The 21890-nt window shown below is 61.0% G+C and carries 15 protein-coding genes; 8 read left to right on the top strand and 7 right to left on the bottom strand.

Translation table 11 applies throughout. The features are described from left to right. Window positions 1-71 precede the first annotated feature (71 nt). Together WBN73_RS09785 and WBN73_RS09780 are read left to right on the top strand one after the other, a co-directional pair. Window positions 72-1151 carry an ABC transporter permease gene (locus WBN73_RS09785; RefSeq protein WP_207595568.1) on the top strand — a complete coding sequence of 360 codons (1080 nt, stop codon included), beginning with the start codon at window positions 72-74 and terminating at the stop codon, window positions 1149-1151. A gap of 24 nt (window positions 1152-1175) precedes the next feature. Next, window positions 1176-1877: an ABC transporter ATP-binding protein gene (locus WBN73_RS09780; RefSeq protein ID WP_207595569.1), complete on the top strand. Its 702-nt coding sequence runs from the start codon at window positions 1176-1178 to the stop codon at window positions 1875-1877. 11 nt (window positions 1878-1888) lie between these two features. On the opposite strand, the gene WBN73_RS09775 is transcribed toward WBN73_RS09780, so the two are convergent. Further along, complete coding sequence (locus WBN73_RS09775; protein WP_207595570.1) at window positions 1889-2287, bottom strand: winged helix-turn-helix transcriptional regulator; 399 nt, start codon at window positions 2285-2287, stop codon at window positions 1889-1891. A gap of 83 nt (window positions 2288-2370) precedes the next feature. Between WBN73_RS09775 and WBN73_RS09770 the strand changes: the two genes are divergently transcribed. Beyond that, window positions 2371-2976 (top strand): NAD(P)-dependent oxidoreductase, encoded by a 606-nt coding sequence (locus WBN73_RS09770; protein WP_207595571.1) that lies wholly within the window; start codon window positions 2371-2373, stop codon window positions 2974-2976. Between the two features lie 6 nt (window positions 2977-2982). Here WBN73_RS09770 and WBN73_RS09765 read toward each other — a convergent pair whose 3' ends face one another. From WBN73_RS09765 to WBN73_RS09745, 5 genes are all read right to left on the bottom strand, one after another. Continuing rightward, window positions 2983-4428: a phytoene desaturase family protein gene (locus WBN73_RS09765; RefSeq protein ID WP_207595572.1), complete on the bottom strand. Its 1446-nt coding sequence runs from the start codon at window positions 4426-4428 to the stop codon at window positions 2983-2985. Window positions 4429-4434: 6 nt separating this feature from the next. After that, window positions 4435-5931: a glycosyltransferase family 87 protein gene (locus WBN73_RS09760; protein WP_280625189.1), complete on the bottom strand. Its 1497-nt coding sequence runs from the start codon at window positions 5929-5931 to the stop codon at window positions 4435-4437. A 173-nt stretch (window positions 5932-6104) separates the two neighbouring features. Beyond that, window positions 6105-6245: a hypothetical protein gene (locus WBN73_RS09755; protein WP_181151794.1), complete on the bottom strand. Its 141-nt coding sequence runs from the start codon at window positions 6243-6245 to the stop codon at window positions 6105-6107. Window positions 6246-6857: 612 nt separating this feature from the next. After that, window positions 6858-7439, bottom strand: coding sequence for a histidine phosphatase family protein (locus WBN73_RS09750; RefSeq protein ID WP_089597061.1), 582 nt, complete (start codon window positions 7437-7439; stop codon window positions 6858-6860). After that, window positions 7436-8905 (bottom strand): CCA tRNA nucleotidyltransferase, encoded by a 1470-nt coding sequence (locus tag WBN73_RS09745; RefSeq protein ID WP_207595575.1) that lies wholly within the window; start codon window positions 8903-8905, stop codon window positions 7436-7438. Before WBN73_RS09745 ends, WBN73_RS09750 begins: the two co-directional genes overlap by 4 nt. A 196-nt stretch (window positions 8906-9101) precedes the next feature. Here WBN73_RS09745 and WBN73_RS09740 point away from each other — a divergent pair, with 196 nt between their 5' ends. From WBN73_RS09740 to trxA, 5 genes are all read left to right on the top strand, one after another. Then, entirely contained in the window at window positions 9102-9605 is a 504-nt protein-coding gene (locus WBN73_RS09740) for an NUDIX hydrolase (protein ID WP_026005276.1), read from the top strand. Between the two features lie 26 nt (window positions 9606-9631). Continuing rightward, window positions 9632-11644: a murein biosynthesis integral membrane protein MurJ gene (gene murJ, locus WBN73_RS09735; RefSeq protein WP_207595576.1), complete on the top strand. Its 2013-nt coding sequence runs from the start codon at window positions 9632-9634 to the stop codon at window positions 11642-11644. A 141-nt stretch (window positions 11645-11785) separates the two neighbouring features. Continuing rightward, window positions 11786-13528 carry an ABC transporter substrate-binding protein gene (locus tag WBN73_RS09730; RefSeq protein WP_337340119.1) on the top strand — a complete coding sequence of 581 codons (1743 nt, stop codon included), beginning with the start codon at window positions 11786-11788 and terminating at the stop codon, window positions 13526-13528. A gap of 229 nt (window positions 13529-13757) precedes the next feature. After that, a complete protein-coding gene (gene trxB / locus WBN73_RS09725; RefSeq protein ID WP_207595578.1) occupies window positions 13758-14714 on the top strand; it encodes a thioredoxin-disulfide reductase in 957 nt (318 codons plus the stop codon). Window positions 14715-14748: 34 nt separating this feature from the next. Continuing rightward, window positions 14749-15075, top strand: a complete 327-nt coding sequence (gene trxA / locus WBN73_RS09720) for a thioredoxin (protein WP_021473158.1) — start codon at window positions 14749-14751, stop codon at window positions 15073-15075. Window positions 15076-20647: 5572 nt separating this feature from the next. Here trxA and WBN73_RS09715 read toward each other — a convergent pair. Further along, window positions 20648-21868: a ParB/RepB/Spo0J family partition protein gene (locus WBN73_RS09715; protein ID WP_337340120.1), complete on the bottom strand. Its 1221-nt coding sequence runs from the start codon at window positions 21866-21868 to the stop codon at window positions 20648-20650. Window positions 21869-21890: the final 22 nt, after the last annotated feature.

Below are 21890 nucleotides of genomic sequence, written 5' to 3'. Positions count from 1 at the left end.
TGTCTTCGCGAGGCATCGCGGGAAAGGTTGATTGTGCCGGGACCAAGCCCGCACCGAACCGAAGGAATCCGATGTTTCTCGCCATCCGCGACATCCGTTTCGCCAAGGGCCGCTTCGCGCTCATGGGCAGCGTGGTCGCGCTGATCACCTTACTGCTCGTCATGCTTTCCGGGCTGACGGCAGGCCTGGGTAACCAATCAACGTCGGCCATTGCCGCGCTGCACGTGCAGCAGATCGTCTTCGGCGCTCCTGCCGGAGGTGAGCCCAAGGCCTCATATACGGAGTCGGAAGTCTCCAGCCAGCAGCTCGAGGCTTGGCGGGAACAGCCGGGCGTTACGTCGGTGCAGGCACTGGGAATCAGCCAGACGCGGTTCCAGTCACTTGGTGATGGCGGCACACCGAGCGGAACGGCGAACGTCGCAGTTTTCGGCGGCTCTGTGGCTCCCTCAGCAGTGGAGGACGGAACGGTTGTGATCGGTGAATCCTTGGCAAAGGACCTGTCGCTGCAGGCCGGAAGCCGGGTCCGGGTTGGCGGAAAAGATCTCACCGTCTCGGCGGTTGTTGAGGACCAGTGGTATTCACACACTGGAGTGGTCTGGACGACGCTGGAAACCTGGAGGTCCGTCGCACACGCGACGCCAGGCACTGCCACAATCCTGGCGGTAACGCACGACGCCGGAACCTCCTTGGACATCGATGCCGCCAATGCGGCGGCCGGCACAGTGAGCGCGGATCCCGTTGGGTCCTTCCAGGCGTTGGCCTCATACAAGAGTGAGAACGGATCACTCATGCTGATGCAGGCATTTCTCTATGGGATCTCCGCGCTGGTGATTGTGGCATTCCTGACCGTCTGGACCGTGCAACGTACCCGCGATATTGCCGTGCTCAAGGCGCTGGGTGCGTCCTCAGGCTACGTGTTGCGGGATGCGTTGGCGCAGGCAGCTTTGGTACTGCTGGCCGGAGCAGCCGTGGGCGGCTCGTTGGGACTTGCCGGCGGATTGCTCGCGGCCCAGGCCGCGCCGTTCCTCATCACTCCCTTGACCACGCTGGTACCCATTGCCGGAATCGTCATCCTTGGCCTGGGCGGTGCCGTCCTCGCAGTCCGCAAAGTCACCAAGGTCGATCCATTGCTTGCCCTCGGCGGCAACTAAAACATACCCCGAAAGGCATACATCGTGACTACAGCATTGAACCTCGTCAACGTCTCCCTCGAATACCCTGATGGCGGCTCAACCCTCAAAGCACTCGACGCCGTCAACCTCAGCGTTCGCAGGGGTGAATTTCTCTCCTTGGTAGGTCCTTCAGGATCCGGCAAGTCCTCGCTGCTCGCCGTCGCCGCTACTCTCGTGACACCCACCGCCGGGCTGGTCGTCATCGATGGGCAGGACGTCTCCGCCCTCAAGGAGGCCGACCGCACGGCGCTTCGCCGGGACAAGGTGGGCATCATCTTCCAGCAACCAAACCTGCTTCCCTCGCTGACCGCCGTCGAGCAATTGCTGATCCGCGAGCACTTGCGGGGCAATCCGCTGAAAGAAGCCCGCCGCACGGCCGAGGGGCTGCTGGACGTTGTGGGCCTGTCCACAGCGGCACACAAAAGGCCCCATCAGTTGTCAGGGGGACAGCGTCAGCGGGTGAACATTGCCCGGGCGCTCATGGGCAACCCAACCGTCCTGCTGGTGGATGAACCAACTGCTGCATTGGATCACGAGCGCAGCGAATCCATCGTCCGGTTGCTGCGGCGGGTGACGGATGAGTTCTCCACGGCCACTGTCATGGTCACCCACGACACGGAGTTCCTGCCCCTCACCGACGCCGTCGCCACCATGCGCGACGGGCGAATCAGCCCCGCACTGGTCCCCGCCGCGCAGCCCAAGTAAGTAGCAGTTGATCAGTTGGGTGAACGGAGGAGGGCCTCGTCCTGGGCGTCGTCATAGGCGTCGCGGGCTTCGAGGATGGTGGGCACATGGGTCTCGGCCCAATGGCGCAACATCGTCAGCGGGGGCAGCAGGGACTCGCCCAAGGCCGTCAGTTCGTAGTCAACCCGAGGCGGTACCTGCGCGTAGACGGTCCGCGTAATGAGGCCGTCGCGCTCCAAGGCGCGCAGGGTTTGCGTCAAGACCTTTGGAGTCACGACGTTCACCATTTTGCGCAGTTCCGAAAAACGGACCGGCCCGTCGCCAAGCACTTGAATCACCAATGAGGCCCACTTATCGCCGATGCGCTGGAAAACCACCCGCGACGGACAGTTGGGATCCAGGACATTGCCGGCCAGGTCTTTAGTATCCATGAGGTAACCCAGTTCCTTTGAAGCTATCAGTATCCGGTGGATACCGTTGTGTTATTGCAAGGATACCAACCCCAAGGAGAGCTATGAAAATCGCAGTCTACGGCGCAACGGGCATGGTCGGCAGCCAGATTGTCAATGAGTCCATCACCCGCGGCCATGAGGTGACAGCCATATCCCGCAAGGGCGCAGAGGTTCCCGGCGCCGCCGCCCAGGCGGCGGATCTGGCTGACGGCCAGGCATTCGCCTCCATCGCAAAAGAGCACGACGTCGTCGTACTGGCTACGGGTCCCAGCCGCACCGGCGGCGACCATGGCGAATGGCTCGATGCCATGGCTACCGCCTACAGCAACGCCGAAGGAACGCGACTCATGATCGTCGGCGGTGCCGGCACCCTGGAAATCGATGGTGTCCGCCTGCTCGATTCCCCGGACTTCCCGGAGGCCTACAAAGCTGAGGCGACCACCGCAGCCAAGGCCCTCGAAGCCGTCAAGCAGACCCCGGAATCCGTTGACTGGACCGTCCTTGCCCCCGCTCCGGTCATTCAGCCGGGCGAACGCACCGGCGAGTACACCGTGGCCAAGGATTCCCCTGCCGGCAACAGCATCTCTTCACAGGACTACGCCGTAGCCATGCTGGACGAGATCGAAACCCCGGCCCACCGGCGCGCCCGTTTCACGGCCGCCAACTAACCCAAGCTAAAGCCCCAGGCCCAGCCCGGGTACGCGCGCACCAAAGATGTCCTTGAGGGCATGTTTCGCTGCGTGGTACCCGGGCATTCCTGTCACACCGGGCCCGGGCGGTGTGGACGACGAACACAGATATACACCCGGCATCGGTGTCCTCCACGGCGCGTTTGACACCACGGGCCGCTGCACCAAGCCGCGCAGGTCCAGGAGTCCGGCACTGAAGTCGCCCCCAACATAGTTCTCGTTGTACGCAGCCAATTCCGCCGCCGTCGTGGTTTGTGAAGCGACCACGACGTCCCGGAAACCGGGGGCGTACTTCTCAATCCGCGCCGTCACGGCCTCAGCCATGTCCACCGTGGAATGGGCAGGCACATGGCAGTATGACCAGAGAACCTGGCGGCCCTCCGGTGCCCGGGTGGGGTCTACTACCGATGGCTGGGACACCAGGACGTACGGCTCGGTGGGATGCTTGCCCAGATCCACCAGGTTCTCGGATTCGGCCATGGCAAGCCGCGAACCACCCACATGGACGGTTCCTGCCTTCGCCAATCCGGGATCCAGCCAAGGAACGGGTCCCGACAGAATGAAATCCACTTTGCAGGCCGCATTCCCGAATCGGAATGTTTCAAGTGCACGCCGGTAGCGGTCGGGGACTTCAGTTCCGCCGAGCCTGGCCAAGGTGGGCGGAGCGACGTCCAGCAGGATGGCCTTCGCGGGCCGGACTTGATCCAGCGAGTCCACGCGTTCACCCACGTGGATTGTCCCGCCGTGGTCCGTCAGGTCGTCTGCCATGGCCCTCGCGATGGACATCGACCCTCCGACGGGAATGGCCCAGCCTTCCGCGTGGGCCAGCACGCTGAGGAGGAGGCCGGCGCCGGTGGAACTGAGGGACGGCTGCGAACCGAGGGCGTGCGACATGACTCCCGTCAACAGCGCAGGAGCCGCATCTTCCCGGAAACGGCGGCTCCAGAGTGGCGTCCCCTGGTCAAGGGTGGCAAGCCCGAACAGGGCGGCCGCCAAGGGGTCCTTCGGCATACGCAACAGCTGGTTGGAGGTAAAGTCCACCACTCCGTTGACACGCTCCACCAAAGGCCCCAGAAGCCGTCGGTACGCCGCACCGTCCACGCCCAGTTCCAAGACCGTCCGTTCCAGCGACTGGTACGCCAGCGCCGCGCCGCCTGTGTCCAGGGGAGTGCCGTGCTGGACTTCCGGAACCCGTAGGTCTATCCGCCGGGAAAGCTCGAAAGCGCGGAAGAACGGTGACGCCAGGGCCATGGGATGGACAGCGGAGCAGACATCGTAGAGGTAGCCCGGTTCCAGGAGTTCACTGGTACGCGAGCCACCGCCGATTGCCTCCGCGGCCTCGTAAAGGCGAACGTCCAGGCCGGCGCGCGCCATGACCACTGCGGCGGCCAGACCGTTGGGACCGGCTCCGACGACGGCGACATCACCCATGGCCGGTTACCTCCGCTCGCTGGACTGCTGGGATTCGACGGCTCGGTGGGCAGCGCTCCACGGCAACAAGGACCGCGACGGCCGGAAAAGGTCTATCCGGAGCCAATCCGGGGCCCCGTTAAAGGGCCCTCCATGGGGATCGTCCTCACCGTGGATGCGCAAAGGGTCCTGTGCGGGATCCCAGATATCCATGACCACCCGTGCCATAAGGTAGGCGGTCACCGTCATGTGCAGGCCGACTGCCAGCACGTAGTAGGACATATCGATGTTGTGCTGGACGGAGCCGCCACTGGTCGCCTGGCCCAGGTACATCCAAATTGCAGCCCAATGCAGCCCCTCGGCTGCCTGCCAGATGAGGAAGTCGCGCCAACGCGGCCGGGCCAGAGCCAGGAGCGGGATGAGCCAGATGACAAATTGTGGTGAGTACACCTTGTTGGTGAGGATGAACGCAGCAACTATGAGGAACACGAGCTGGGCGATCCGGGGGCGCCGCGGCGCACACAACGCCAGGGCCCCAATAAGTGCACACGCCAGGATGAACAGGTACAGCGCCAGCGAATTGATGGTGGCCGCATTCATTTGCGTCCACTGGACCCGGTCGGCCACCAGGTTGTAAGCAAACCACGGAGAGCTGTACCCGGCCGGGCGTTCCTGGGTGAACTCAAAGAAGTAGCGCCAGCCGGAGGGATTCATGGCGGCGATCGGCAGGTTAACTGCGAGCCACGAAGCCAAGGCGGCACCGGCGGTGACGAAGAAGGCCCGCAGCTTGCCGCTGCGCAGTGCCAGGACCAGTACAGCGCCAAGGATCAGGACGGGGTAAAGCTTGGTGGCCGTGCCCAGTCCAATGAACACCCCGGCAAGCAACAGTTTGTCCCGTGAGAAGAAGTACATTCCCAGGGCCAGCAGCCCCACGGCCCACATATCCCAGTTGATGAAGCCGGCAAGGATGATCCCGGGCGCGACGGCTACCATGGCGGCGTCCCACGGGCGACGCTTGTTGATTCGTGCCGTCAGCAGCACGGTGATCATCCAGACGGCCACGATCAATGTCGCGTTGATATCGAAATAGCCCAGGATGCGTTCGCTGCCCACCCCCTGGCCAGGGACCATCAACGCCGTGATACCGGCGATGATTCCCATGAGGACGGGGTACTCGAACAGGCTGCCCTGGGTGAAGAAGGGGAAGATGCCATCGCCGAGGCCGCGGTTCTTGAAGAGCTCGGGGAAGTCGGAGTAGCAGGTGGCGTAGAACTGCCCGGGCGTTTGCCACCCATTAACGCGGCAGTACTCCTTGGCGAGAACTGCCAGTATCGCGGCCACTACGGTCAGGACGATGAGGACCCGTTCAACGGTGTACGGCCCGGAGGAGAGCTGTCCCGGAGACGAGTGCTTCCCCAAGGGCCCGCCAATGAGCTCCGTGAAGTTCCGAAGCAGGGAGTCGCTGCGGCTGGGAACCACAAAGCGGGCACGTTTTTGCTGCCGGTGCGGCTTCGTCTCCTGCATGGATCGAGCTTACAGTCACGCCTTGGCTGCAGCATCACACGCAGCCAACATCATCCCGCACCAGCGCCGTTAAAGCCCCTTAAAAGGGGGGAGCCCACGCGTAGCCGCGTGGGCTCCTTGAGGTTCAGCATGAAGGTGTGGCACCTGAACTCCTTAGTGGCGGTTGCAGGGCATCAACGGATGAGTCCCATCTGGTGCAGGACAACGTAGACGTCTTCACGGCGCTGGTCCAGCAGTTGGCCGTTGAACAGCGTGCGGTCCTTGGGAGCATTGGTGCTCTTGAAGAAGCGCATGTCTTCCGGGCGTTTTCGCATGGTTCACCTCCTTCCAAGGTAAATCATCGGAATTTAGGCACAGCAATTAGAGCCTTATGAACTCAAAGAATTCATGGCAAGAAAAGGGCATAAACAGCCGAGGCTAATAAGGGGATAAAAGCGGACCGAATCAGGAAAACCCGAATCATCGTGCACAATTGCGCGTGCTTCCAGCAGTCGACCCAACAAGAAGCTGGTTCCGAACTTTGGGGAAACTGCGCACCCGCGGCATGCTGCGTGGGTCCGCGCCTACAACTGACTACTCAGAAGGCCAACCACAGAGAGTGGCCGACCACGAAACTCCGCCGGCGTCAGGGCCGGTCCGGATTGTTCAGGAGTGGGTCAGAGAGCACAAATGGCGTCGATCATCAGCAGAGGCCGGGGTAGCAGTGACGGTCAACTTCCGTCCGCTAGTCAAAGTAATCATTTTTCCCAACCTCCTTTTCTGGCTGATAACCAGCCTGCTGTGGCATTGTTCCGGCTGACTGAACCGGAGAATGCGCGCCTGGTTCCCGGCGGGTCGCTCTGGGAACAAGATATAAGCTACCCCATGAACCGGGGATTTGACCAGCACAAATGGCTAATTCGCCAAAAGTTTTCTAAATTCGTGTTCTAGAGGCCCCAACGCACAATTGCCGGCGTCCGCTTATCCCACCCGAGAGTGCAGACTTTTGCAGTTCCGAGAATGAAGTGCCGGCCTTCGCGCGCATCCATTTCCAGCCATCGCGCGGTGAGGATCCTGGAGAAATGCCCGTGTGCCACCACCAGGACATTGTCCATTCCGGATTCCAGGACGCGTCCAATGATCTTGTCTGCCCGGGCGGCTACTTCGTCCAAGGTTTCACCGTTGGGCACGCCATCGGTCCAGATGAGGTAGTCCGGGTTGTCCTTGCGGATGAGGTCGGAGCTGATGCCTTCGTAGTCGCCGTAGTTCCATTCGACCGCAAGGGGCTCGTGCACGGCTTCCGGGTAGCCGGCCAGTTCCGCCGTGCGACGGGCACGGCGCAGCGGCGAGGTCAGGACGAGGTCGAAGTCGATGCCCTCCAGGACCTTGCGGGCCTCCACAGCCTGCTGTTCACCCTCAACAGTGAGGGGAAGGTCCGTCAGGCCGGTGTACTGGCCGCTCTTGGACCATTCCGTCTCGCCGTGGCGAAGGATCCAAAGTTGCGGACGTGGGGAAGTCGCAGCGTTCATGAAGGCTCCTCAGTTTCGGTCAAAGGCTCGACGACGGCGGACTCGGGTTGCGCTTCCCACCAAGCCAAAAGCTTCTGCTCGGCTTCCTCGGGGGACAGTGGTCCGTGTTCCATGCGTTCTTCGAGAAGGAACTTGTAGGCCCTGCCCACCACGGGACCGGGCTTGAGCCCCAGGAGTGCCATGATCTGCGCTCCATCAAGGTCGGGCCGCACAGCCGCCAGCGACTCCTGCTCCAAGAGCGTCGTGATGCGTTGCTCAAGGTCATCGTAGGCGAAGGACAGGCGGTCGGCCTTGCGCTGGTTACGCGTGGTGACGTCGGAACGCGTGAGGCGGTGCAGACGCTCCAACAGGGGACCGGCGTCGGTCACGTACCGGCGGACCGCGGAATCGCTCCAGCCCGCGTCGCCGTAGCCGTAGAAGCGCATGTGGAGTTCCACCAGGCGGGACACTGCTTTGATCGACTCGTTGTCAAAACGCAGTGCCTTCATTCTCTTCGCCGTCAGCTTGGACCCCACAACATCGTGATGACGGAAGCTGACCGCGCCGCCCGGTTCAAAACGACGCGTCGCCGGCTTGCCGACGTCGTGCATCAGCGCAGCGAACCTCAGCACGAAGTCCGGGCCGGGCACTGGACCGTCAGGTCCCGTTTCCAAGGCAGCGGCCTGCTCCAGTACCTGCAGGGAGTGCTGGTACACGTCCTTATGGCGGTGGTGTTCGTCGGCTTCGAGCCTCAGGGCTGACACCTCCGGAAGCACGAACTCTGCGAGCCCTGTGTCCACCAGGAGGTCGATGCCCACACGCGGGTGCGCTCCGTTGATGAGCTTGACCAGCTCTTCACGGACGCGCTCGGCGGAGATGATCTTGATACGGTCGGCCATTTGTGACATCGCCAGACGGACGTCGTCGTGGACCGACACGCCCAGCTGGGATGCGAAACGTGCCGCACGCATCATGCGCAGGGGATCGTCGGAGAAGGATGCCTCGGGCGCACCGGGTGTGGCGAGCTCGGAGGCGTGGAGGTCGCGGACACCGCCGAACGGGTCCACGAGTTCCAGGCTGGGCAACCGCAGTGCCATGGCATTGATGGTGAAGTCGCGCCGCAGCAGGTCATCGGTCAGGGAGTTGCCGAACGCCACCACCGGCTTGCGTGAATCGGGGTCGTAAGCCTCCGCGCGGTAGGTGGTGATCTCGATCTGGAAGCCGCTCTTCTTCATTCCGATGGTGCCGAAGGCGCGTCCGATTTCCCAGAAGTTGTCCGCCCACTTCTTGATGACGGCGATTGTCTGGTCCGGCGTGGCATCGGTGGTGAAGTCAAGGTCCGGGGATGTCCTCCCCAGGAAGAGGTCGCGCACAGGTCCACCCACCAGGGACAGCTCAAAGCCGGCATCGACAAAGCGCTGCCCGAGGTCGAGCACCACCGGATCGATGGTGAAGTTAACTGAAGAGCTGTCCAATACGTGCGCCATAGTTCCTTAAGCTTGGCAGATTTTTGCTCGGCATTGGGCCACTGTTCCATGCGAAATCAGGCATGTGTCCGCGGAGCATCTCCTGCAGTCCATCTTGTGGCCATGTCCCGGTCATCACTCGAGGGCAAGAGTCGTTAGAGTGGACCTCATGGCCAACCCGATCCCGAGCGCTCCTGGCAGGAGGACAAACGCACCGTTGCCGTCGGCAATCGGCGCGCACGTCGCGCCTGCCCAGCAGCACCCGGTCCAGGCCTCCCTTCCCACTGTGGAGGAAGTCTCAGCGGGCGGTGTTGTAGTAGACACGTCCGACGGCGAACTCCGGGTTGCGATTATTGCCCGCCTTAATAGGGGTGGCCGGCTGGAGTGGTGCCTGCCGAAGGGCCACCCTGAAGGCCGCGAGAACAATGAGGAAGCTGCTGTCCGTGAGATTGCCGAGGAAACCGGCATCGAAGGCAGCATCCTGGCGCCCTTGGGCAGCATCGACTACTGGTTCACTGTGAGCGGCCACCGGGTTCACAAAACAGTGCACCATTTCCTGCTCCGGGCAACGGGTGGCGAACTGACCATCGAGAATGATCCCGATCAGGAAGCCGTGGACGCTGCGTGGGTTCCCATCCAGGAACTGGCACGCAAACTGTCCTTCCCTAACGAACGCCGCATCGCCGACCTGGCACGGGAAGTGCTGCCGGAACACCTCTGAGCCCGGTACGTGGGACGATAAAGGCGATGTCTGAAGCCAAAACCACCCAGTCCGTTCAGTCCGGAGAAGCCCGTTCCAGCGCCATCATGGCTGCAGGGACGCTGGTTTCCCGGTTCCTTGGCTTCGCCAAAACATGGATGCTGGGCGCAGCACTCGGCCTGGGTTCCACGGTCAATGACACCTTCATCAACGCCAACAACCTGCCCAACCTGATCTTCCTGTTGGTTGCCGGCGGCGTTTTCAATGCCGTCCTGGTTCCGCAGATCATCAAAGCCAGCAAGGCCCCGGACCGCGGCGCGGACTACATCAGCCGCCTCCTGACCCTGGCGGTACTGGTCCTTTTGGCGTTGACGGCGTTGGTCACCCTCGCGGCGCCGCTGGTCATTGACCTCACCACCCAGGGCTACTCCGAGCAGCAAAAGGCCCTCGCAGTCACGTTCGCGTTCTGGTGCCTGCCTCAGATCTTCTTCTACGGGCTCTACGCCCTCCTCACCCAGGTGCTGAACGCCCATGGAGCATTCGGGCCCGCAATGTGGGCCCCCATCCTTAATAACCTGGTGGCCATTGCCGGCTTGGGCATGTTCATCTGGATCCTTGGCGAGAACGTTTACAACCCCCACACTCTGGACAATTGGGGGCCCACCCAGACGCTCCTGATTGCCGGTTTCTCTACTTTCGGCGTAGTCGCGCAGACGGCTATCCTGCTCATTCCCGTCTTCCGGTTGCGCCTGGGCCTGCGGCCTCGTTTCGGCTGGCGCGGCGTTGGACTGGGCCAGGCAGCCAAGCTGAGCGTCTGGACGCTGGCGACGGCCGCCGTCGGGCAGTTGGCCTTCCTTTACGTCATGAGGATCGCCACCATTCCCGGTGCTGAGCGCCTTCGGTTGGACAATGCAGGCGACAAGGCCGCCGCGGCTGTCCTGCCCGGTAACGCCGTCTTGGAAGTCGCGAGCCAGCTGTATCTGCTGCCGCACTCGATCATCGCTTTGTCCTTGGCCACCGTCCTCTTTAACCGCATGACACGCGCTTCGCAGGACGGCAACAAAGCCGAACTCCGCGACGCCCTTTCCCACGGCCTCCGCACTATGGCCGTTGCTACGGTTTTCGGTGCCCTGGCGCTGTTCGCCTTGGCTGGTCCGCTGGGCATGTTCTTCTCCGGTGGCGAGCCGCAGGACGGTGTCATGCTGGCCCAAACACTCACCATCCTCGCCCTGAGCACCCCGTTCCTCAGCGCGAATTTCATGATGTCCCGCGTCTTCTACGCCAATGAGGACGCCCGCACACCCCTGTACGTCCAGCTGTGGCTGGCCGTGATCTACGTGGTGGGCGCGTTCTTCATCCAGTTCCTCCCTGTCGGGCAGATCATTTACGCGATCGCCATCCTGTACACGTTGGGCAACATTCTGTCCGTGGTGATCAGCGTGATGTTCCTGCGCCGGATGCTGGGGCACCTCGACGGCCCGCGCATCGCCAATTCGTACATCCGCATGGGCTACGCCGGCCTCGGTTCCGCGCTTGCGGGCGCCGGCGCCCTGTGGCTGCTCGGCAGCTACCGTGCCGACGGTTTTGCGTGGAGCAGCCGCCCGGCCGCCCTGGTGACGGTGGCCGTCGTCGGGCCCGTCATGCTGCTCGCCTACCTGGTCCTGCTCCGCGTCTTCCATGTCACCGAACTCCGCGACCTCATGCGTCCGCTCATGGGACGCTTCGGACGCGGCGCCCCCGCGCCGGTGACCGGCGCCGTTATGGAACCCACGACGGCGGCACGCGCCACTGTTTCGGACGATACCGGTTTGATTCCGCGCATCTCGGGAGAGTTCGACGCCGCGTCCTACCGTGCAGGCCCAGCTGTGGAACGCATTGCTCCCCAGCCCACCCCTGACGTTCCGGACGCCCCCAAAACCTACCTTCCGGAAGAGGACGCCCCGAGCACGGCCCGAGGCAGCAGGTTCCGCCCACAGGTCCCGTTGCCAGGCCGCCGCACCTACCAAGGCGATGCCGGGCGCAATCCCTACTTCCCAACCCGCGGAAACCACCGGAAGTGAGCCGGTGGCGCCAACGTGGGCGCAGGGCATCAATCGGCTAGGCTAGAAAATGAATACAGGTAGTTGCAAAAGCGGTTGAACCGGCTCGCCGGGCCGGCCGCGTGCAGGGCCCGCAACTCCCGGACAGCCTAGGAGGAACACGTGTCCCACCCGATCGACGTCGGATCAGTACTTGGCGGCCGCTACAAGGTCACAGCCAATGTGTTGACCTCGCATGACCAAGATCAGGTGCTCGACGGCGTGGACCAGGTCCTCAACCGTCCCGTGAGCATCCTTGTCGCCGGCCCCGGAAACGCTGAGCAGGTTGCCCAGAGCGCCCGTGAAGTCGCCACGGGGGAACGCCCCGGCCATGTCCAGATCCTGGACCTCGGCGTCAGCGACAACACCACCTACCTCATCACCAACCACAGCAGCGCTCCCGATTTGCTGGACCTGGTGGTCGCGACCAACCCGCCGTACATCGAGCCGTTCTTCACTGAGACGCTCGGAAGCGAGATCTTCGGCCAGCCACGGACCTATGAGCCTGAAACCTACGACGGCTTGTACGAAGACGACGAACACGACGCCGAGTACATCCAGTACGACGAAAACGGCTACCCGATTCACCGTGAGGGCGATGCCGATCCTGCTGCCGCTCCCCAGGGCAGCAACGTGCCTCCGAGACCAGCTTCCAGCCCGTCATCATCCAAGAGCGGCATCGCCGGCAAACTGGCTGCTGCCGCCGCCGGCGCTGGTGCCGCCGGTTTGGCCGCGTGGAAGAACTCGGGATCCAAGAACCACGACGCCGGTGCTGCCGCCGACAGTGGTGCGGTCGCCGGCAATAGTGCCACTGACTCCGGCTCGGGTGCCGCTGCTTCAAGGGCTTCTTCGTCGGGTGCTGCGGGGTCGGGTGCATCGGCTCAGCCGCCAACGCAGGCCGTGACATCGCAGCCAACACCTCCTCAGGCTCCGCCGGCAGCCCCGGCGCAACCGCCAACACAGCCGCGAACACAGGCAGTCAATGCCCAGCCGGCACCAACGCGTGAACCGGCCGAACCCAAGGTTTCGTTGTGGTCCGAAGAGGACTACGGCTTTGCTGGAGGTGCTGCCGCTGGCGGTGCCGCGGCTGGTACCGCAGCCGCGGCACGAGGCACCGCAGACTCCTCTTACGACCGTGCCCCCAGCAGCTTCCCGGCGTCGGCCGCTGTGCAGGAAGACTACGACGACGAGGAAGTGTACGAGGACGACGCTCCGGAGAAGGAGCCACGTTCCCTCCGTTGGCTCGTCGGTGGCTTGCTTGCTGCTGTGTTGATCGTGGGACTTGTCCTTGCCGTCACCAACCTGGGCAGCCTCCTTCCCAGCGGTGCCCCTGCGGCCACGCAGAGCACCTCTGCACCTCAAACCAGCAGCACGCAGCAATCCGAGGAGCCAACACCTACGGAGACGGCGCCACCGGCCACACCGCCTGCCATCGAGGGCATTTCCCGTCTCGGTGACTTCCCCTTCGCGGCCACGTACGACAAAGACCTCGCCAGGGCCTTCGACGGCAACGCGGCAAGCTACTGGTCAGACATGGAATTCGCCACAGCCGACTGGGGTGGACTCGTCACCAACATGCCGCTGGTGATCGAGCTCAAGGAAAAGACTGAGGTTAAGTCCATCGTGCTGAACCAGTTGGGTGGATCCGGCGGCAGCATCAGCGTTTACACCAACGACCGCCCTGCCATGGACGGAGCCAAGCTGGTAGGCACCAACAGCTTCACGTCCCCGGAGCTGACCATGCCCTTGGCGGCGCCGACGCAGACCCAGTACGTCATTGTGGACATCAAGGCCTTGCCCAAGCTGGCTGCACCGAAGACCCGTTTCGGATTCGGCCTGCGTTTGGCAGAGGTCACGGTCCAGTAGCCCCACCCAACCAAGTAGTAGTAGAGGCCGTTGTGACTCGTCAGAACGGCCTCTACTTTCATCCGTAGTGGCGTCACCGCTTATTATCGGCACGCGCGCAGACGGTACCCTTAACAATGGTGGCTTTCAGGGTCCCCATCCCCAACGGAATATTTGGGGTGCAACCGGGGTTGAGTCAGGTGGCTGCCCCGAAAGCCGCAGCATCGACTAAGGAAGAGGTTCACGCCACGTGAGCATTGCAGAAAACAGCGCATCGCAGGTGCGTGACGTCATCATCGTAGGTTCAGGCCCCGCCGGCTACACAGCCGCTGTTTACACCGCCCGTGCCAACATGAAGCCTCTGCTCATTGCCGGTTCCGTCACCGCTGGTGGCGAACTCATGAACACCACAGACGTGGAAAACTACCCGGGCTTCCCCGACGGCATCATGGGCCCGGACCTTATGGAGAACTTCGAAAAGCAGGCCGCGCGTTTCGGTACCGAAATCCAGTTCGAGGACGTCACCGAATTGGACCTCGACGGCGACATCAAGACCGTGACTATCGGTACGGGTGAGACCTTCCAGGCGAAGGCCATCATCCTGTCCACCGGTTCGGCCTACCGCGAGCTCGGCTTGGCGAACGAAAAGCGCCTCTCAGGCCACGGCGTTAGCTGGTGTGCAACCTGCGATGGTTTCTTCTTCAAGGACCAGGACATCGCTGTAATCGGTGGTGGCGACTCAGCCATGGAGGAAGCACTGTTCCTCACCAAATTCGCAAAGTCTGTCACGGTGGTCCACCGACGCGACACACTCAAGGCTTCGAAGATCATGGGCGATCGCGCTCAGGCCCACGAGAAGATCAATTTCGTGTGGAACACCGCGGTGGAGGACGTTCTGGGTGAAGACAAGGTCACTGGTCTGAAACTGAAGAACCTTGTGGATGGCACCGAATCCGAGCTCGCCGTCACCGGGGTCTTCGTCGCTATCGGCAACGATCCCCGCACGGACCTCATCAAGGGCAAAGTTGATCTGACCCCCGAGGGAACCATCGCCGTGGAAGGCCGCAGCTCCCGGACCAACATCAAGGGTGTCTTCGCCGCGGGCGACGTCATCGACCCCACCTACCGCCAGGCCATCACGGCTTCGGGCTCCGGTTGTGTAGCGGCCCTCGATGTTGAGCACTACCTCGCAGACTTGCACTCCTAAGCTGCAACCAAGCAACCATACGAAGGGAAAAGTTATGAGCAACGCAAAAGACGTAACTGACGCAAGCTTCAGCACTGATGTCCTGGCTTCTGAGAAGCCCGTCATCGTGGACTTCTGGGCAGAGTGGTGTGGCCCTTGCCGCAAGCTCGGTCCCATCCTTGACGAGATCTCCGTCGAGTACGGCGACAAAGTTGATGTTGTGAAGCTCAACGTCGACGACAACCCCGCCATCGCCGCCGAGTACGGCATCACGTCCATCCCGGCTGTGTACCTGTTCAGTGGGGGAGAAGTGAAGAGCACTGTCATCGGTGCCAAGCCGAAGCAGTTCTTCGAGAAGGAATTCGCGGACGTCCTGTCCTAAGGTCGATTCCTCACCGTAATCCAATAAAGCCGACGGTTGCTGCTCTTCACGGAGCGGGAACCGTCGGTTTTTTTGTCGTTATTGGGATATGAACCATATGCGTTTACTTTTCCTGTTCCCGTTACCGTAGTGGGCATGTGGTCTAATCGTGGGGCGCTTTTCACTTCTCCCTACCTGGGGTAGGCGAAACTTTGACCCTCTCTCACATCCCACGCCCATGAACCCCACCCTCTCTCACATCCCACGCCCTTGAACCCCACCCTCTCTCACACCCATTCGGGCCGTCGTTCCGCGAGGTAACAAGCTGATCCGAAGTGATTAGTCGGCACTGTGTGATCGGAGACCTTGGAGAACTTCAGTTTCTGAATGCACCATCCTGAAGTGGATGCACCCTTGAACAGAGCGCTATGGATCTTAGACGTGCGATGCCAGGACCCGGGAATCGGGAATGAAACTAGTAGCCGCAGCTTCGTCCTATCAGGCAAATAGCTCAATATCGCCTGAGGGGTAGGCGTGTGGGATCGTCCGTTTTCGGCATGATGCTACCCGCAGTACAGGTCACCACAACGCGTGTCGTTGTGCCCCCGGCCCGGCCAGGGCAAGCCACCAGCGTGAAGAGCTCAGAAAGAGGCTCGAAGCAGAGGGGATGCTGATTGATCCACGGAATCTTGTCCGGTTATCCCCAGATTCAGTTGAACTGACTACCAGGACAATTCCTACGCCCGAGCCTGGCTTCATAACCCAGCGACTGCCGGAACTCCCGATCGGAAATACGTTCACTGCAGCACGCTCTTCCCACGGATGCAGAATGTGATCCGTATCCGTCGTTTCGCGTGAAACGACGACGGCTAGTCCTCCTCAGCCGCTTAGTCCATTGACCTTGCGCAAGTTTCACGTGAAACATGCTTCTCTTGGTCGGTTTTGGCCGCATGCATTGTGCGCCAGCCCGTCGGCTCTGGCACCGGCCGACCAGGCGTGACGGCTGAATAGTGGCGAAAGCCCGCCATTGAGGTGCTCTCGACGAGCATAAACCGCAGGATCCTCCGGTTACTTTTTGTCAGTTTCGGCGATCCCGGGAGTCCTTGGTCATCGCTCTCGAGCCCTTCTGACAGAAGAACGCGTCAGGGCAGCTCGTGGGTGGGCGCCTCGCTCTGACGGGCCTACATCGCTGTTGAGGAGCATTGCGCGGCAAATCAGGGAGCAAGAATGAGACTCTCAAGGGACATCAGCCGTGCTAGCGCCCAATCACGCACCCTAACGTCCTCATAAGAACCACAAAGAGTGGGGTACCTTGCCCTAATCTGAAACGCCATTTGACACTGTTCAGATCGGTGCCCCGGGGACCTGCCCCTGGATACACAGATGCAACGACTATTGGGGTCCAGTGGCCACGAGAACATCGAGAACACTCTGAGCAAGGTGCATCCAGGCCGCCAACAGTTCTGCAACCACCCTATAGATGCATCAGGACTTGGGCGATGAAAGGGGCTGCCGCGACTATCCGGCAACCTAGGGCGCCGGCCTGCATGATTGGGGTGCGTGCACGCTCAATGGATCAGATCCACGCGGGGACCCTCTGTTCGCCGTGCCTTTCCACAAACAAGCTCTGGGCCAATGCACGTTGAATGTGCTGCCGCCACGTGTCTATGAGGAACAAGCACGTGGAACAATGCGCGCACTGAACCACGACATGTTTCACGTGAAACACGTCAGCCCGGCCACAACCACATGCCAAGAATGCTTTGCCATGATGTAGCGGCTTGACCGGCAAATAGGCGTGCATCAGCATGCGCAGATGCGTTCTTGGTCTGCGACTCTAAACTTGTCGCAGCAGCGGAAGAAGACGCCGCCTCAGTGCTGATCTCGGTTTCCCGGAGCGGCTTAGTACTTCAGCACACTCAAACCCGCTATGGATCAAATGCAGGTCGGGGCGAGCTGCACTTTCCAGCACTAGTGAACCTGCAATGCAACGATGTCCTTGGTTGTCCGTCACCACCGACTGCGACGCGCCGTTCGGTACTGACCGACCTCATTAGGAAAGCGCGAAGCCTACGACGGCCTACGGTCGGGCCTAGGGGACCCCTAGGGGAATAGACACCATGAATCGAAAGAACTGAATGAAGAGACAGGATGTCTAAAGATGGTCGTCTAACCGACGGCCGGAGGTGTCGTGCGATTGCCGTCGTGCGGGACGCCAACAGACGTACCAACGACTCGAAACATGTCCACCGTCGGGAAATACAAACATGCGGCCGGCAAAGGCAATCAGCCGTCGGCGCCGGAATGTTTCACGTGAAACGCCGCATAGTCCCGGCCTGAATAACAGTGATCCTCCATGGGTCATAAGATGACGTCGTCTCCAGCAGACTCTGGCTCTTATAGGCCCAGGGCTCTAGGGAGCAGTTCTATACCCCGTTCCGCCACAATGCGAGCAGCCCCATACCGCTCGATCTTGTGTCTGTGACCGGTGTGCCCAGCCCGGTATAGAGGCGGACGGGTCCAGGGGATTAGGCCATTCGGGTCAGCCCACGCCCGCGGCGTCCGCCTACACGTATAGGCTCAGTCCCCTGGAGAATGCGGGTCACTCAATCACATAAGCCAGCGCGTGGGAGCACGCGGAGTGTCGTACTTAAGACATCGGATGAATCGCCGGGAGTCAACGGCCTCCGGTGCGTAGTAGGACGGTCAGCTGGACCGCCCCATTGATCCCAAAGCTTAGGTGCCATGGCCAACTACGACGACGTAGGATCCCCGGCTCGTTGACGCTCTTCATGCGCGATCCGGTACGGCATTCATTGCTAAGCATCAAAGCATCAGGACACACTTGCTGAGGTCATGGAGCAGCTTCACCCGGTACAGTTGTCCACCGGTGGACGACGCACAGGGGCAAGTTGTGCACAGCTTTATCCACAGGCTTATCCACCGCACATGAGATTATTCACAAGGCATCATTTCGCCGAACCGTAGTGGGCGGGACCCCGCCAAGGAGGGTCGAGTCTTCTACTCTCTGCCTACCAGGTAAAAGTGGGCACGCACCGCGAGTGTACATACGGAAAATCAATGAATCGAGGGGCCAAACACGAAGAATTACGACTATGGCCGCCGGTGGATAAGTCCGCCATGGATAGGGCCCTTTTGAAGAAGGAGCACCAAAGAAGGAAGGAGGACTTCTCGGCACCTCAACACACTCTGGGCCTCAAGAGGGACCGCAGCTCGGCTCAGGTTATCCCCAGACTTATCCACAATGATATCCACCACGATATACACAGGTAACTAAAGGTTCCCGACTATGTGTAGACGCTCCAGTCGACGTCCTGTTTCACGTGAAACACGAGTCGTTGATGTTCGGTGGGGGAGCAAGCAACATAGGTCGCCAAGGGCTCACGTCTAGTTCTCAACGCTCTCAGCGGAGTCTTCCCTGAAGAGGACAAGGATGAAAAGAGACGAGCACGCGCCGGCCCGGGCGACATCTGACCAATCCGGTTCACAGCGTCTCATCAACGCGTCCAGGGGCTAGGTACATGTACGCGTCCGGGGGGAATACGACCATCCTCTGACATTACGGAAAACCTCCCACCCAAACGTTGCCTGACGGATCCGTACTCCAACTTGGAGGGTCAATGCTGTAATGGAGGGGCATAGGCATTAGTCGGGGGATTATTTCCGTCTGCTCGACGGCCACATTGGCGGTACCGGCACAGTGACAGCCCCCGTCTACGAAGCTAAGGATGGGACCAGCTTCGACAGGCATGCCAGATTCGTCAACACCTGCTGCTGTAAGCAGTAATAGCCCGTTGGTGCCTGTTAGCGCCGGACACACGGGCTCAAGGGCCACAGATGCGAAGTTCCTCGTGACGCTGCGGAGGAACCAGCTGCCCAAGTTCCTGACGGTTAGCCTAAGTTCCAAAGCCCATTGACGCCGAGGGAAGCGTGCCTACCTGATACAGCTGCCAAGGACTCACCGGCTCCGCACTGGGAGAGGGCCAGTCTGTTCGAAGACCTCAATGCCTCTCTCCATCAGCCCGAGCGGATTTGGTTGAGCGCGTAAAACTGAACACAGCGCCTCAGCCCTGGCAATCCGTTACGCCTGCGATAGGACAGTGGTCGTGGCAGCGCCTCCGGCAACTACTGCCGGCTCGAGCGAGAACGGGAGAGGCCGCGATGTGCTGTCCTGGAGAGCGACGACGCGGAACCCTAAGGACATGGAGGAGTCTGCTGCTGGCCTATTAGCCAATGGCCGCGAACCGTCAGGCTTTGGCTAGGAGGCAAGCTAGCTACGCATCAGCTGTTCCGCATTGATGCATTCTTGGTTCCAGGATCGTCAATTATGGGGACGCAGACTGTTGCACTGCGTACTGCAGAATAGCCTTGCCCCGACCTTCCGGCGATATGGTCGACGGAAGAACCGCACCCCGGCGAGAATTGTGGCCATCTAGTCGACCCGCCCTTGAACCATCGGTTGTGAAAGAAGATCACATACCTTCAAATTGGATTCGGTGTCCCTACCAGCCAATCCTCACCTTTTGCGGTTTCATTGCCGAATCTTAGACTCAGCTGTTTCACGTGAAACAGCGCCAGCGGTGCGCGTGCCCGGAACCGGCTCAACTCCTCCGCGTATGCCAAAGATGCAAACCCTGGTTCTAGACGCTGGATATCCGATATTGCATGAGACTTCACCATCTCCGAGAAACCGCAATGCCAATACGCCGACCGCCGAACCAGTGCTTAGCCGAAGATCGATTGCATGCCACCGAGCTACTAAGAGTGTGTTTCACGTGAAACAGAAGCTTCCGCCGAAAGCTCTGATACGCGCGTGCCCTCGGCTACTAGAGAAGAGCAGCGGGGGATCCGCGCAGAACTGGGGTAAGTGTTCATGTGTGGTGAAAATCCACTGACGGGGCGTGCTCCACACCGGTTCCCTTCGCACCATTCGTGCCCGAATCCACCGGCATTCGGGAAAGCGTTACGAATCGTCGACGGCAATCGGACGCGGCGTGCACCGTATGCCATAAGCCGTCCCCCGCACCCTCTGCCGCCACCTAAGCCACGGGGGAGACCTGCAGAGTGCCAACGTTCGACCCAGTTCCACGCGCACTTCGAACCCCTCAGCCCGGCAAGGTGCGCACCCAAAAAATCCTTCTCGCATGTTTCACGTGAAACATGTTTCGTCCTTCTCGCTTCACGGTGAGTGTAGGGGAGTCTTGAGTGAACAACGTATCCCAGCCACAGACGGTGGGGCGAACGCTCTACGAAGGCGTAAGGTCCGCAAATCCCGGTAGAATCTGCCAAGTACAGCTTCTACCCACTGACCAAGAGAGTCCCTTTCGGCCAAATCGACTCATACGGCCCTAGGAATCCGTAGCAAAAGCCATGAGGATGCCACGCGACTCGTTGGTTTATGGCGCTGAATCAATCAGTGCCCTCCGCAAGGACTCCCGTAGGAAATACGGAAAGGCCAATCTGGGCACACTACGTAGAGCGAAACCGGGAAGGTACGAAAAACTGCGGGATACCAAAAACCAAAATGGGGCCTACTCGACGAGTAAGCCCCATTCAGTTGGTTCACTACAATTTAGCCTTCGGTGCCAGGGCCAAGCACATCCATGATGCGGTTCAGATCCTCAACGCTGGCGAACTCAATGCTGACTCTGCCTTTACGTGCACCCAAAGTAATCTTCACATTGGTGTCCAGGCGGTCCGAGAGTGACGACGCCAAGTAGTCCAAACGCTCGTGGCGCGCATTGGGTTTCGGAATACTGCTCTTGGCGGGAGCAGTAGGATCTTGATAGAGAGCCACTGCCTCTTCTGTTGCCCTCACAGACATCCCCTCGGCCACAATCTTCTGAGCCAGGCGTTCCATCGCAGCGGCGTCCGGCAGGGCCAAGAGTGCCCGCGCATGGCCGGCAGACAAAACACTGGCTGCTACACGCCGCTGGACCAGGGGCGGGAGCTTCAGCAAACGGAGTGTGTTGGACACCTGCGGCCTAGAGCGACCTATGCGGTCTGCAAGCTGTTCGTGAGTGGTCCCAAAGTCTTCCAAGAGCTGCTGATAGGCAGCAGCCTCTTCCAGAGGGTTCAGCTGGCTGCGGTGGAGGTTTTCCAGCAAAGCGTCGCGAAGGAGGTCGTCGTCAGTGGTATCGCGGACGATTGCAGGGATGGTTTCGAGCCCTGCGGCCTGTACCGCACGCCAGCGACGCTCACCCATGACCAATTCATACGGTTCTCCACCCTTTTCGGTTGAAGTACGTACAACAATTGGCTGGAGGACGCCGATTTCGCGAACGGAGTGAACCAGCTCGGCCATGTCATCTTCATCGAAGACCGAACGCGGCTGTTTACGGTTCGGATGGATGTCACCGACCGGAATCTCGGCAAAGCGAGCACCAGGAACTTCAACCAGCTCCACGTCCGGTGTCGAGCGAGTAGTGGACTTGGTTGCGGCCTTTGCCGGCTCCGATTCATCCGTCGTGTGATCAGAGGGCACTGACGCTCGCTTGGGGGCAGGCTTCGATGCAGATGTCTTGGAGGTGGCGGACTTGGTTGACGCCTTGGAAGCTGCCGCTTTGGGCGCTGGAGCCTTGGCAGCGGCCGGCGTCGCTGCCGACTCCTTTGACGGCTCCACAACAGCGGAGTCCTGGATCGGAGCTTCTACTGCCGGCTCTTCGGACTTCCGGGCTTCCGGGAAGAACAGATCCACAGGACGGGATGGCGCCACGCCGTTTCCCTGGGCCGCGGCCGAGCTAGGAATGAGAGCCCCAAGACCCCTACCGAGGCCCCTTCGCTTTTCGCTCATTGATTCATCCCTCCGATGAAAT

The organism is Paenarthrobacter sp. CCNWLY172 (genome assembly GCF_037402035.1).
Classification (GTDB): domain Bacteria; phylum Actinomycetota; class Actinomycetes; order Actinomycetales; family Micrococcaceae; genus Arthrobacter.
This window is presented reverse-complemented; position numbering and strand designations above follow the sequence as displayed.